Annotated in this window: 14 protein-coding genes; 10 read left to right on the top strand and 4 right to left on the bottom strand. The window is 66.7% G+C overall.

What is annotated here, in order from left to right; genetic code table 11:
- Positions 1–254 precede the first annotated feature (254 nt).
- Both PQB87_RS17140 and PQB87_RS17145 read left to right on the top strand, forming a co-directional pair.
- The gene (locus PQB87_RS17140) at positions 255–1,136 is read left to right on the top strand and encodes a DMT family transporter (RefSeq protein WP_489242414.1); all 882 of its coding nucleotides are present in this window, start codon (positions 255–257) and stop codon (positions 1,134–1,136) included.
- Between the two features lie 407 nt (positions 1,137–1,543).
- Complete coding sequence (locus PQB87_RS17145) at positions 1,544–1,729, top strand: hypothetical protein (protein WP_011353526.1); 186 nt, start codon at positions 1,544–1,546, stop codon at positions 1,727–1,729.
- 110 nt (positions 1,730–1,839) lie between these two features.
- Here the strand turns inward: PQB87_RS17145 and mgrA are convergent, their stop codons facing one another.
- Positions 1,840–2,883, bottom strand: a complete 1,044-nt coding sequence (mgrA, locus tag PQB87_RS17150; RefSeq protein ID WP_060064511.1) for an L-glyceraldehyde 3-phosphate reductase — start codon at positions 2,881–2,883, stop codon at positions 1,840–1,842.
- Between the two features lie 190 nt (positions 2,884–3,073).
- On the opposite strand from mgrA, the gene PQB87_RS17155 reads away from it, so the two are divergent.
- Positions 3,074–3,280, top strand: coding sequence for a DUF3185 family protein (locus PQB87_RS17155; RefSeq protein WP_021163509.1), 207 nt, complete (start codon positions 3,074–3,076; stop codon positions 3,278–3,280).
- Between the two features lie 149 nt (positions 3,281–3,429).
- Here the strand turns inward: PQB87_RS17155 and PQB87_RS17160 are convergent, their stop codons facing one another.
- On the bottom strand, positions 3,430–4,203 hold the full coding sequence (locus PQB87_RS17160; protein WP_027788879.1) for a phytanoyl-CoA dioxygenase family protein: 774 nt from the start codon (positions 4,201–4,203) through the stop codon (positions 3,430–3,432).
- 352 nt (positions 4,204–4,555) lie between these two features.
- On the opposite strand from PQB87_RS17160, the gene PQB87_RS17165 reads away from it, so the two are divergent.
- Positions 4,556–4,897 carry a hypothetical protein gene (locus PQB87_RS17165; protein ID WP_111942197.1) on the top strand — a complete coding sequence of 114 codons (342 nt, stop codon included), beginning with the start codon at positions 4,556–4,558 and terminating at the stop codon, positions 4,895–4,897.
- Positions 4,898–5,035: 138 nt separating this feature from the next.
- On the opposite strand, the gene metK is transcribed toward PQB87_RS17165, so the two are convergent.
- Positions 5,036–6,223 (bottom strand): methionine adenosyltransferase, encoded by a 1,188-nt coding sequence (gene metK / locus PQB87_RS17170; RefSeq protein WP_011353531.1) that lies wholly within the window; start codon positions 6,221–6,223, stop codon positions 5,036–5,038.
- Positions 6,224–6,488: 265 nt separating this feature from the next.
- Here metK and lpxL point away from each other — a divergent pair, with 265 nt between their 5' ends.
- Positions 6,489–7,373, top strand: a complete 885-nt coding sequence (gene lpxL, locus PQB87_RS17175; protein WP_021163506.1) for a lauroyl acyltransferase LpxL — start codon at positions 6,489–6,491, stop codon at positions 7,371–7,373.
- A 30-nt stretch (positions 7,374–7,403) separates the two neighbouring features.
- On the opposite strand, the gene PQB87_RS17180 is transcribed toward lpxL, so the two are convergent.
- A complete protein-coding gene (locus PQB87_RS17180) occupies positions 7,404–7,706 on the bottom strand; it encodes a HigA family addiction module antitoxin (protein WP_060064514.1) in 303 nt (100 codons plus the stop codon).
- A gap of 236 nt (positions 7,707–7,942) precedes the next feature.
- Between PQB87_RS17180 and dapF the strand changes: the two genes are divergently transcribed.
- The 5 genes from dapF (at position 7,943) to PQB87_RS17205 (ending at position 13,079) form a co-directional block, all read left to right on the top strand.
- Positions 7,943–8,812 (top strand): diaminopimelate epimerase, encoded by an 870-nt coding sequence (dapF, locus tag PQB87_RS17185; RefSeq protein ID WP_027788876.1) that lies wholly within the window; start codon positions 7,943–7,945, stop codon positions 8,810–8,812.
- A gap of 37 nt (positions 8,813–8,849) precedes the next feature.
- Complete coding sequence (locus tag PQB87_RS17190) at positions 8,850–9,578, top strand: DUF484 family protein (protein WP_059619551.1); 729 nt, start codon at positions 8,850–8,852, stop codon at positions 9,576–9,578.
- A gap of 14 nt (positions 9,579–9,592) precedes the next feature.
- Positions 9,593–10,513 (top strand): tyrosine recombinase XerC, encoded by a 921-nt coding sequence (xerC, locus tag PQB87_RS17195; protein WP_042972630.1) that lies wholly within the window; start codon positions 9,593–9,595, stop codon positions 10,511–10,513.
- 76 nt (positions 10,514–10,589) lie between these two features.
- Positions 10,590–11,804 carry a class I SAM-dependent rRNA methyltransferase gene (locus PQB87_RS17200; RefSeq protein ID WP_027788873.1) on the top strand — a complete coding sequence of 405 codons (1,215 nt, stop codon included), beginning with the start codon at positions 10,590–10,592 and terminating at the stop codon, positions 11,802–11,804.
- Between the two features lie 201 nt (positions 11,805–12,005).
- Positions 12,006–13,079 (top strand): CobW family GTP-binding protein, encoded by a 1,074-nt coding sequence (locus PQB87_RS17205; protein ID WP_059812415.1) that lies wholly within the window; start codon positions 12,006–12,008, stop codon positions 13,077–13,079.
- The last annotated feature ends 315 nt before the right edge of the window (positions 13,080–13,394 follow it).

Below are 13,394 nucleotides of genomic sequence, written 5' to 3' on the forward strand. Positions count from 1 at the left end.
CCGCCCTTGCAAAATCCCGGCCGCAGTTCGACTCGCGGCCGCAGGCGTGCGCGCATCCGTCGGTTCTTCCTCCTCCTGTCGCACCGCCGCTCGTCGGCGCCGCGCCGCCCCCTCCGGCGGCACGCGCCGGCTGACCAGCCGGCTTCCGTTTCGTCTTCCATTCGCCCGCAGGCTTGCATTCGTGCGTCGTGACGCACGGCGCGCTGCTGCGCGCGCGAATGGAACGTTCCGATCCGTTCGACAGGTGGATTCACATGGTTTCGTTCAAACGCGCGCTCGCCGCGCATGGCGCGACGTCGCTCTTCGTGCTGCTGTGGAGCAGCGGCGCGATCTTCGCTGAACTCGGTCTGCGTCACGCATCCGCGTTCGTCTTTCTCACCGCACGTTTCACCCTGGCATCGCTCGTGCTGCTCGGGCTGGCTTTCGTGCGCAAACGCTGGCTGCCGCCGCGCGGCGAACGGCTCATGGCCGCGCTGACCGGCTTGCTGATGATGGGCGGCTATTCGATCTTCTACCTGCTCGCGCTCGAACGCGGGATCGCGCCGGGTGTGCTCGCCACGATCCTCGGCGTGCAGCCGATCCTCACGCTCGCGCTCGTCGAGCGACGCTGGCAGCCCGTGCGCATCGCGGGGCTCGCGCTGTCGCTCGCCGGCCTCGCGCTCGTCGTGTGCCGCGGCGTCGGCGACGGCGGCCTGTCGCTCGCGGGCATCGCGTGCGCGCTCACCGCGCTCGTCGCGCTGACCGCCGGCTCGCTGCTGCAAAAGCGCGTTCGGGCGGCGCCCGCCGACGTGCTGCCGTTGCAGAATGCGATCGGCCTCGCGCTGTGCGTGGCGATCGTGCCGTTCCGGCCGGTGTCGTTCGACATGAGCTGGGCGTTCGTGATCCCGCTGCTGTGGCTCGGCATCGTGATTTCGGTGATCGCGCAACTGCTGTTCTACCGGTTGATGCAGCGCGGCGACCTCGTCAACGTGACGAGCCTGTTCTATCTCGTGCCCGTCGTCACCACGCTGATGGATGCCGTGTGGCTCGGCAACCGGCCCGAGCCGCTCGCGCTCGCCGGCATGGGCGCGATCATCGCGGGGCTCGCGCTCGTATTCCGCGCGCCGGCCGCCCGCGTGCAACCCGACCGCGCATGAGCGGGCGTGCCGCCGCGCCCGCGGGTGCGGCGGCACGCACCGGACACATGCGACGAATCCGCAGAAATCGAAAGGCACGGGAAAGATGCGCGCAAGGTGTTCGTCTGACTTGCGGGAAAAATGCGTGATACGCCGGGCATTCCGCTGATTTTTAATGGTTCGGATAGCGAAAAGCGCTGCCGGTTGCCTATACTCGAATTGACCGCCCCGCTCGCAATCGGGTTGCGACCAACACTAGAAACACCCGGCATGGAGCCGGAGCAAACGCTGACGTGCCGACTCCGGCCGAAATCCCACAGGGATGGGGCCGGAGTAAGCGCTGAGGTGCCGACTCCGGCCGAAATCCCACAGGGATGGGGCCGGAGTAAGCGCTGAAGCGCTAACTCCGGCCGACACTGGAGACACGCATGACAACCTACTTCACGATCGGCGACTTCATCCTGTTGATTCCGATGGCGCTGGCCGGAGCGCTATTTCTCGGCGCGGTGCCGTGCGCAACCGAATTCCGCCACAACCTGCTACGCGTACTGGGCGTCATCCTCGGCGTCGGCGTTGCGGTATTGCTCGTCGAAGGCCTGCCTGCGCTGATCTAGCGGCGCACCACCCGTGCGTGCCGTGCATCGCTGCACCGCAGCGATGCGACAGGCCGCACGCGAGCCATTGATACGACACGCGATGTTTCGCATGCCGTATCGACCGCCGGTCAGATCGCCTGATCGGTGGACGGCTTTTCCCACAGATTGATGCCGCCTTCCGTCGCGTAACGATCGATCTCCGCGAGTTCCTCCGCCGAGAATTCGAGGTGCTTCAACGCACCGACGTTTTCACGCACCTGCTCCGCACGGCTCGCGCCGATCAGCGCGGACGTCACGCGGCCGTTGCGCAGCACCCACGCGAGCGCCATCTGCGCAAGGCTCTGCCCGCGCCGCTCGGCGATCGCGTTGAGCTTGCGCACGTGCTCGAGGTTGTCCGTGCTCAGGTGATCCTGCTTCAGCGAGCCACCGCCCGGCTTGTTCACGCGCGCGTCGGCCGGCACGCCGTTCAGGTACTTCGACGTGAGCAGCCCCTGCGCGAGCGGCGTGAACGCGATGCTGCCCGTGCCGATCTCGTCGAGCGTGCCGAGCAGCTCGGTTTCGACCCAGCGATTCAGCAGGTTGTACGACGGCTGATGGATCAGCAGCGGCACCTTGTACTGCGCGAGCAGCTCGGCCATCTCGCGCGTCTTCGCCGCCGAATACGACGAAATGCCGATATAGAGTGCCTTGCCCTGCTGCACGGCCGACGCGAGCGCGCCCGCCGTTTCCTCGAGCGGCGTGTGCGCGTCGAAGCGGTGCGAATAGAAGATGTCGACGTAGTCGAGCCCCATCCGCTGCAGGCTCTGGTCGAGGCTCGCGAGCACGTACTTGCGCGACCCGCCGCCGCTGCCGTACGGCCCCGGCCACATGTCCCAGCCGGCCTTCGTCGAGATCAGCAACTCGTCGCGATACGGCCGGAAATCCTCCTTCAGCAGCCGGCCGAAGTTGGTTTCGGCACTGCCGTACGGCGGCCCGTAGTTGTTCGCGAGATCGAAGTGGTTGATGCCGAGGTCGAACGCCGTACGCAGGATTTCGCGCTGCGTCGAGATCGGCGTCGAGTCGCCGAAGTTGTGCCACAGGCCGAGCGACAGCGCGGGCAGTTTGAGCCCGGATTTGCCACAGGTGCGGTATTGCATGTCGGCATAACGTTCGGAAGCTGCTTCGTAGGCCATGAGTCTGTTCCGTCAGGACATCGGGGAAAGGTCGCGCTTGCCGCGCACACGGCGCGGCGACGGCGAAGGAGTCATACGACGACTATGGTAGCGAAAGCAGCCGGATCGCGCACGGCGGCACGGCGATGGACGCGGCCGCGGTCGTCGCCTACACTGCGGCGTCTCGAATCACCGTTTCAGCGAGGTTGGTATGTCCCGGGTCATCTCGGTTGCACTGCTCGTCGGCGGCGTCGTGCTGCTGTATTTCGGCGGCCAGTCGTTCCATTCGATCAACGACAACGTGTCGCGCTTCTTCACCGGTTCGCCCGCGACGAAGACGATCCTGCTGATCGCGGGCGGCGCCGTCGCATCGTTCATCGGCCTGATCGGCCTCGCGATGCCGGGCAACAAACGCTGATCGCGCAGCCGCGCGATGCACACACGGCCCGCGTCGTGCGACCGGGCCGCGCCAAACGAAACGGGCGGCCAGGCCGCCCGTCGCTTCATCCGCCGGCGATGCACCGCATCGCGTGACCGCGGTGGTGTCACCGCCCGTCCGGTCCGAACCTAGAACTGCACTTCCGGTTTCGACGCCGAGCGCGTGCCGGGTAGCGGCCGGTTGCTCGCGCCGTGATAGGTGTACACGAGCGAGAACTTCACCTGGTCGGAACGGTTCTGCCCGGCCGAATGCAGCGTGTTGCTGTGGAAGAACACCACGTCGCCCGTCTGCAGCGATGGGCACGTGGCCGCATCGATCATCTTCCGGTTCGCCGGCAGGTCGCTGCGGAAGAACTTCGCATCGTCGAACGCTTCAGGCCCGAATTCGGCCGTATGCGACCCCGGCACGAGCCACAGTGCGCCGTTCTCGTTCGTTTCCGGCCCGAGTGCGAGCCACACCGACACCATGTCCGGGCGCTCGAACGACCAGTAGCGGAAATCGCGATGCCAGCCGGTCAGGCTGCCGTACGCGGGATGCTTCGTCATCATGCAGTTGTGATGCGCGCGCGACAGCACGGGTTCTTCGCCGAAATACTCGCGCATCCACGCCCCGATTTCGGGTGCGATCGCGCGCTCGGCGAACGCCGGATCGCGTGAATACGCATCGAGCAGCCGCCGCACCGTATGCCCGCCCGGCGCATGCTTGGACTCGGGCGCGCCCGGATAGCGCAGATCCGCCTCGAACTCGATCGGCTCGGCCGCCTCCCGCAACTGGCGCTCCGCGATCTGCCTGAGCGCCGCGCACTGCGCTTCGCCGACGAGGCCACGCGCGACGACAAAGCCGCGCTCGCGCAATTCCGCGACTTGCGCGCGGATCGATTCCGACTGCAATGGAGACGACATGGGATGCCAGACGTTTATTGTGTGAATGTGACGATTGTAAATCGGCGCCGGATGCCGCGAACAGCACCATTGTCGTGCGCAGGGGCATGCCAATCGCGGATTTGATCCGGCTCAAGGGAACTGTTCGTCGCGGCACCTGCCTCACCGACAGGCGGTATGCGGCACACGCCTTGTGGCACAAGGGTTTATCGCGACTTTTGCCCGTCATGAATCCCCTGTAGCCTGTCGCGGCCTGTCAATTCTGGCGGGCGCGGCGCGCAGCGAGTTTCAGTAAGATCCGTTGCGTCATCCGAGGCCGTTCATACCAGTGCGCTCTCCAGGGCGCCATCCATACAAGCGAAGCATCGTTCACATGCCATTCCGTCTGACTTCCCGTCTCAGCCGCGCTGCGAAGCGCGTCGTGCCGACCGCTCCTGTCCGCTCGCTGCGCCATCACCGCGCACGCACGCAGGCGCTGGCCGAGCGCACGCCCGCACACAGCCGGCTGGACGGTATCCGTGCGTGGTTCCACGCATTTTTCTCGATGATGAGTGCACAGGCGTTCTCGCGCCGTGCCGGCCTGCGCTCCCTGCTGCAGAAACCGTCGTCGCTGCGCGCGCTCGCGCTGCGCCGCACGCTCGGGCCGCAACGCCGCGTCAACCGTCCGCGCCGCCTCGCGGCCAGCAACGGCTGGTTCGGGTTCGGCGCGCGCTGAGCGCACGCCGGCGGGCACCGCGCGCGACGATCGCCGTCGCGCCATTGTCCGTTTGTTCGTTTGTCCGATTGCCCCGACGATCGGAACCCATAAAAAAACCCCGGCTAGCCGGGGTTTTTCATTTCAGGCGAACGACGCTTACGCGACGCGTGCCGTCGGCTCGACGCCGGCCGCTTCGGCCAGTGCGAGTGCCTTGTCGGTCGCTTCCCACGAGAATTCCGGCTCTTCGCGGCCGAAGTGGCCGTAAGCGGCCGTCTTCTCGTAGATCGGGCGCAGCAGGTCGAGCATCTTGATGATGCCCTTCGGACGCAGGTCGAAATGCTCGCGCACGAGCTTCGTGATCACCGCATCCGACACGCGGCCCGTGCCGAACGTGTTGACCATCACCGAGGTCGGCTCGGCGACGCCGATCGCGTACGACACCTGGATCAGCGCGCGCGACGCGAGGCCGGCGGCGACGATGTTCTTCGCGACGTAGCGGCCTGCGTACGCAGCCGAACGGTCGACCTTCGACGGATCCTTGCCCGAGAACGCGCCGCCGCCGTGCGGTGCGGCACCGCCGTACGTGTCGACGATGATCTTGCGGCCGGTCAGGCCGCAATCGCCCTGCGGGCCGCCGATCACGAACCGGCCGGTCGGGTTCACCAGGAACTTGATGTCGCCCTTGATCAGGTCGGCCGGCAGCGTCGGCTTGATGATTTCCTCGATCACGGCTTCGCGCAGCGCGGGCAGTTCGATGTCCGGTGCGTGCTGCGTCGACAGCACGACGGTGTCGATCGAATGCGGCTTGCCGTCGACGTAGCGGACGGTGACCTGCGACTTCGCGTCCGGGCGCAGCCATTGCAGGCGGCCGTCGCGGCGCAGGCTGGCCTGGCGCTCGACGAGACGGTGCGACAGGTAGATCGGCAGCGGCATCAGTTCCGGCGTTTCATCGCACGCGTAACCGAACATCAGACCCTGGTCGCCCGCACCCTGATCGAGGTTGTCGTCGTGTGCACGATCGACGCCCTGGGCGATGTCCGGCGACTGCTTGTCGTACGCGACGAGCACCGCGCAACCCTTGTAGTCGATGCCGTAGTCGGTGTTGTCGTAGCCGATGCGCTTGATCGTGTCGCGCGCGATCTGGATGTAGTCGATGTTGGCCGTCGTGGTGATTTCACCGGCCAGGACGACGAGACCCGTGTTGCACAGCGTTTCCGCCGCGACGCGGGAATACTTGTCTTGCTCGAGGATGGCGTCGAGGATCGCGTCCGAGATTTGGTCCGCGACCTTGTCCGGATGGCCTTCGGAGACGGATTCGGACGTGAAGAGATAATCGTTTGCCACTTTTTCAGGCTCCTGTGTGGTTACGGTTGGTTTCACGTAGCCAGCTTCGTTGGGCCTGAAGCGGCGACGCTTTAGCGGATTACCAGGACCGGGCAGCGCGTATGACGCCAACCGGCTTCGCCCCGCAAGTTGTCAGTTAACTCGGCGAAGCCCGTATTATAGCGGCTTTCCTGAATTGTCACAGAGCCCCGCCCGTGCTGCATCTTCCGCTGTCTCACCTACCTGTTCGCAACGCGCCGGCCAGCCGGTCCCACGGAGGTTTCGCATGCTAGGTCGTCTAGGCACGCACCTCGCCATTGGCTTGCTGAAACTGCTCGCCCTGTTGCCGTACGGCCTGACCGCACGGTTCGGCGATGGTCTCGGCTGGCTGCTCTACAAGATCCCCAGCCGGCGAAAACGCATCGTACACACCAATCTGAAACTCTGCTTCCCGGATTGGAGCGACGCACGCCGCGAGGAAGTGGCAGGCCAGCATTTCCGCCATGCGATCCGCAGCTACGTCGAGCGCAGCGTGCAGTGGTTCGGCTCGGAGAAAAAGCTCGCGAAGCTGATCCAGGTCGACAGCGCGGTCGACCTCGACGATCCGGACCTGCCGCCGACGCTGTTCCTCGGCCTGCACTTCGTGGGCATCGAAGCCGGCTCGATCTGGCTGAACCGTTCCCTCCACCGCCGCTGCGGGTCGCTCTACCAGCCGTTCTCGAACGCCGTGCTCGAGGAAGAGGCGAAGAAGGCGCGCGGGCGTTTCGACGCCGAGATGGTCGGCCGCGCGGACAGTGCGCGCGTCGTGCTGCGCTGGCTGCGCGACCGCAAGCCGGTAATGCTCGGCGCCGACATGGATTACGGGCTGCGCAATTCGACGTTCGTCCCGTTCTTCGGCGTGCCCGCGTGCACGCTGACGGCGGTCGGCCGGCTCGCGAAGACGGGCCGCGCGCAGGTCGTGCCGTTCATCGGCGAAGTGCTGCCGAACTACAAGGGTTATCGCCTGAAGGTATTCAAGCCGTGGGATCACTACCCGACGGGCGACGACGATCTCGACGCACGGCGGATGAACGAATTCCTCGAGGAACAGATCCCGCTGATGCCCGAGCAATACTATTGGGTCCACAAGCGCTTCAAGACGCGCCCGGCCGGCGAGCCGAGCCTGTACTGACCCTGCCGGAAGACGTTCGCAGGCGGGCCGTCACGTGCGCGCCTGCGCCCTCGCCACCTTCGGCGCGCCCTTCGCGCGCGCGCGCCACAGATCGTGGGCCGACTGCTGCGCGAGCCACAGATCGGCCCGCCCCCCGTTTTCCTCGCCGAGCCACGCTTCGAGGCGCAGCGCCATTTCCGGCGAGATGCCGGCATGGCCGTGCAGGATTCGCGACAGTGCGGCACGCGTCACGCCCAGCTGCGACGCGGCCTCGGTGACAGTCAGGCCAAGCGCCGGCAGCACGTCGTCGCGCAGCGTCTCGCCCGGATGGGGCGGATTGAAGATGCGGTTCATGGCTTAAATGAGCTCGCTGGAGGTTGACAGGGCGTATGACGAAACAATACGAATCTCCCGGTGGCCTCATCAATTGAACGAGTACGAAAACGCCCGGAACGCCCGCGCAGGACGCCCCAGTCGGCTGCATGTATCATTTGCGGTTGAGATCAGCACGACGAACGAGGCCGCCCGGCATGGCGCGGCGTCGCGCGAGCCGCGCTGACCGCCTTGTTCGCCATGGAAATCCGGACCCAGTGAAACTCTCGTTCACCAAGATGCACGGCGCGGGCAACGACTTCGTCGTGCTCGACGGCTATTCGCGCGCATTGCCGCCGCTCACCGAAGCGCAGGTGCGCGCGCTCGCCAACCGCCACTTCGGCATCGGCGCCGATCAGTTGCTGCTCGTCGAAAAACCGACCGTCGACGGCGTCGATTTCAAATACCGGATCTTCAATTGCGACGGCGGCGAGGTCGAACACTGCGGCAACGGCGCGCGCTGCTTCGTGAAGTTCGTCAGCGACCGCGGCCTGACCGACAAGCGCAGCGTGCGCGTGCAGGTGATGAAGGGCCTGATCACGCTGACGATGCAGGACAACGGCGAAGTCGTCGTCGACATGGGTGCGCCCGTGTTCGCGCCGGCGCAGGTGCCATTCGATGCGGCGGGCCTCGACGGCCGCACCGAGGGCCGCGACACGTTGTGGCCGCTCGACGTCGGCGGCGCGACGCGCTGGATCTCGACGGTGTCGATGGGCAACCCGCACGCGGTGCAGATCGTCGACGACGCCGAAGCGTATCCGGTGCTCGAGGAAGGCCCGCTGATCGAGCACCACGCGCGCTTCCCGGAGCGCGTGAACGCCGGCTTCATGCAGATCGTGTCGCGCAGCGAAGTGCGGCTGCGCGTGTACGAACGCGCGGCGGGCGAGACGCTCGCGTGCGGCACCGGCGCGTGCGCGGCGGTCGCGGCCGGCATCCGGCGCGGCCTGCTCGATTCGCCCGTGACCGTGCACACGCACGGCGGCACGCTGACGATCAGCTGGGACGGTGCACGCGACGAAGCTGCCGCGCTGATGATGGCCGGGCCCGCCACGACCGTGTTCGAAGGCGAGATCGACCTGCCCGCCTGACCCTGCAACGTCCTTGATAACTGAACGCTCCAGCCACATGAACGATCGCGAAGTCGCCGACTACCTGCTCGCCAATCCCGAATTCTTCGCGCAGCACGCCGAACTGCTCGCAACGATCCGCCTCGCGAACCCGCACGGCAAGGCCGCGATCTCGCTGCAGGAGCGGCAGATGGAGATGTTGCGCGACAAGAACAAGCATCTCGAGCGCCGGCTCGCCGAACTCGTGCGCTACGGCCACGAGAACGACAGCCTGTCCGCGAAGTTCAGCCGCTGGACCGCCCGCGTGATCGCGGAACGCGATCCGTACGCGCTGCCGCGCACGATCGCCGACGGCATCGCCGACGTATTCGACGTGCCGCAGACGGCACTGCGCGTGTGGGACGTCGCCGACACCTATTCGCAGGCCGACTTCGCGCGCCAGGTCGGCGAGGAAGTGCGCCTGTTCACGAACGGCCTGTCGACGCCGTACTGCGGTGCGAACACGGGCTTCGAGGCCGCGCAGTGGCTCGCGCCCGCGGTCGCCGTCCCGGCCGCGAATGCGGCGGAAGGCGCGGAAGCCGCGCCGCCGGCCGGCGACGGCTCGGCCGCATCGGTCGCGCTGCTCGCGCTGCGCGCGCCGCTCGCCGGCACCGATGCGCCCGCGTTCGGCCTGCTCGTACTGGGTTCGCCCGACCCGCGCCGCTTCCACGACGGGATGGCCACCGACTTCCTCGCGCAGATCGCAACGCTCGCGAGCGCCGCGCTCACGCGCCTGCTGCCGCACTGAGCCTGCCGCACGCGATGACAGACGATCCGGTCGCCGCCTACCTGTCGAACCTGAAGCACGTCAGGCAGCTGTCGGAGCACACGCTGCGCGCCTACACGCACGAACTCGACGAACTGAAGAAGCTTGCAGCCGGCCGGCCGCTCGAAGTGCTGACGGCCGCCGACATGCGCGGCGCGGTCGCGCGCGCACATTCGGGCGGGCTGTCCGCACGGTCGATCTCGCATCGGCTGTCCGCGTGGCGCGCGTTCTACCGCTGGCTCGCGCAGCGCATCGACATGCCCGCGAACCCGGTCGCCGCGGTGCGCGCGCCGAAACGCCCGAAGACCTTGCCGAAGGCGCTGTCGGTCGACGACGCATCGGCCCTGATGGACGCACCGCTCGCCGGCACGACCGAAGGCATCCGCGATCACGCGATCCTCGAGCTGTTCTATTCGTCGGGGCTGCGCCTCGCGGAACTGATCGGGCTCGACGTCATGTACACGCAGGCCGACGGCTACCGCTCGGCCGGCTGGCTCGATCTCGCCGAAGCCGAAGTCACCGTGCGCGGCAAGGGCAACAAGGAGCGCAAGGTGCCGGTCGGCCGCAAGGCAATCGATGCGCTGAACGCATGGCTCGCGGTGCGCGGCGAATTCGTGAAGCACGATCCGCATCCGCTGTTCGTGTCGGTGCGCGGCAACCGGATGTCGCCGGGCGTCGTGCGCGAGCGCGTGAAGCGCGCGGCGCTCGCCGCGGGCATCCCCGCCAACGTCCATCCGCACGTGCTGCGTCACTCGTTCGCGACGCACGTGCTGCAGTCGAGCGGCGACCTGCGCGCGGTGCAGGAACTGCTCGGCCACGCGAGCGTGTCCGCCACGCAGGTCTATACGTCGCTCGACTTCCAGCATCTCGCGAAGATTTACGACAGCGCGCATCCGCGCGCGAAGAAGCGCGACTGACGCGCGTCCCGTGTTACCCGCCGCGCGCGGCGACCGGCCACGGTCGGCTTCGCGCGCGGCCCATTTCGATCTCATCATGCAAACCGTCACCCTCAAGCCGTCCAAGGACAAATCGCTGCTGCGCCGCCATCCGTGGATCTACGCCAATGCGATCGACCGCGTCGACGGCAAGCCCGCGCCCGGCGCGACCGTGATCGTGCGCGCGCACGACGGCCGCTTTCTCGCGCGCGGCGCGTACAGCCCGCAGTCGCAGATCCGCGTGCGCGTGTGGAGCTTCGACGAGAACGAGCCGATCGACCACGCGTTCTTCAAGCGCCGCGTGCAGCGCGCCGTTGCGCACCGCACGACGATGGTGTCGGGCACGGGCGCGGTGCGGCTCGTGTTCGGCGAAGCCGACGGGCTGCCGGGGCTGATCGTCGACTACTACGTCGCTGACACCGCCGAAGCCGGCGCGGCGCCGCGCGGCCAGCTCGTCTGCCAGTTCATGGCCGCGGGCGTCGAAGCATGGAAGGACGCGATCGTGAAGGCGCTCGTCGGCGCGACCGGCTGCCCGAACGTGTACGAGCGCTCGGACGTATCGATCCGCGACAAGGAAGGGCTCGAGCAGACGACCGGCGTGCTGGCAGGAGACGCGCCGCCCGCGACGCTGATCTCGAACGAAAACGGCGTGCGTTATCACGTCGACGTGCCGAACGGCCACAAGACGGGCTTCTACGTCGACCAGCGCGACAACCGCGCGCTGGTTGCGCAGTACGCGGCCGACCGCGACGTGCTGAACTGCTTCTGCTACACCGGCGGCTTCTCGCTCGCGGCGCTCAAGGGCGGCGCGAAGCGTGTCGTGTCGATCGACTCGTCGGGCGATGCGCTCGCGCTCGCGCAGCAGAACGTCGTCGCCAACGGTTTCGACGCCGAACGCGCGACCTGGCTCGACGCCGACGCGTTCAAGACGCTGCGCCGCCTCGTCGACGAAGGCGAGCGCTTCGACCTGATCGTGCTCGATCCGCCGAAGTTCGCGCCGACCCGCGACAGCGTCGATCGCGCGGCCCGCGCGTACAAGGACATCAACCTGAGCGGCTTCAAGCTGCTGCGCCCGGGCGGCCTGCTGTTCACGTACTCGTGCTCGGGTGCGATCGACATGGACCTGTTCCAGAAGATCGTCGCGGGCGCGGCGGCCGACGCGAAGGTCGACGCGCGCATCCTGAAGCGGCTCGGCGCGGGCGTCGATCACCCGCTGCTCGCGGCATTCCCGGAAGGCGAATATCTGAAGGGCCTGCTGTTGCAAATCGTCTGATCGCCCCGATCTACGCGCGTAACCTTCCGCCGGCCGCGGCCTCGCGCCCGGCGGATTCGCATTCCCGCCTGTCGTTCGGACGACGGGCGGGGGCTTGACAGGTATGTTTCAATGGATGGTTGTGCGCCCCGGCTGGCAGTGCGAGCGGGCGAAACGCACATCCTGGTTTTGACCCCGATTCACGAACCACAGGCGATTGACATGGCCACTCCCGTCACCATCCTCACCGGCTTCCTCGGCAGCGGCAAGACGACGCTGCTCAAGCGCATCCTGAACGAACAGCACGGCATGAAGATCGCCGTGATCGAGAACGAGTTCGGCGAAGAGAACATCGACAACGAAATCCTCGTGCAGGATTCGAACGAGCAGATCATCCAGATGAGCAACGGCTGCATCTGCTGCACGATCCGCGGCGACCTCGCCCGCGCGCTCGGCGACCTGGCCGCGAAGAAGCGCGAAGGCAAGCTCGACTTCGACCGCATCGTGATCGAAACCACCGGCCTTGCGAACCCGGGCCCCGTCGCGCAAACCTTCTTCATCGACAGCGAAATCGCCGACGACTTCCTGCTCGACGCGGTCATCACGCTGGTCGACGCGAAGCACGCGAACGCACAGCTCGACGAGCACGAAGTCGTGCAGCGCCAGGTCGGCTTCGCCGACCGGCTGTTCATCACGAAGTCGGACCTGGTCGACGACCAGACCGTGGCCGGCCTGAAGCACCGCCTGATGCACATGAACCCGAAGGCCGCGATCAAGGTCGTGAACTTTGGCGAAGCCGACATCAAGGAAATCTTCGACCTGCGCGGCTTCAACCTGAACGCGAAGCTCGAAATCGACCCCGACTTCCTCGCCGAGGACGATCACGCGCATCACCACCACGATCACGACCATGATCACGATCACGCCAATTGCGACCACGATCACGGTCAATGCGCGCACGATCACGGCCACCACCATCACCACCACGCGCACCACGACGACAAGATCAAGTCGTTCGTGTACCGCAACGACCGCCCGTTCGACCCGAACAAGCTGGAAGACTTCCTCGGCGGCATCCTGCAGATCTATGGCGAACGGATGCTGCGCTACAAGGGCGTGCTGTACATGAAGGGCGTCGACCGCAAGGTCGTGTTCCAGGGCGTGCATCAGATGATGGGCAGCGACCTCGCCGCGAAGTGGCTGCCGATCGAGAAGAAGACGAACAAGATGGTGTTCATCGGCGTCGATCTGCCGCAGGACCTGATCACCGACGGCCTCGACGCCTGTCTCGCCTGACGCGCGCGGGCAACCGCCGCACACGCCGCCGCACGGCCGCCCCGCGGGCGGTTGCGGCGGCCGCGGAGCGCCCGTTTCGGGCAGGGTTTCGCCGTCATCGCTTTTTCGCGATTTGCGCGTTATATTTTCTAGATATTGGCGCAGCCGACGGGGATCGACCCGATACGGCGCCCGCTTGCGATTCAGTTACAATACGTGCCCGCTGGAGTACGGCAACAAACAGGCCCGGTTCTTGCTGAACCAGTTTTCCGGGCATCGCAACCGCGCCGGATCGCCAATCCGCCTCCCGGCCGCGGCCGATGCGATGTGCCGCGC

Source organism: Burkholderia sp. KL41 (assembly GCF_057005415.2).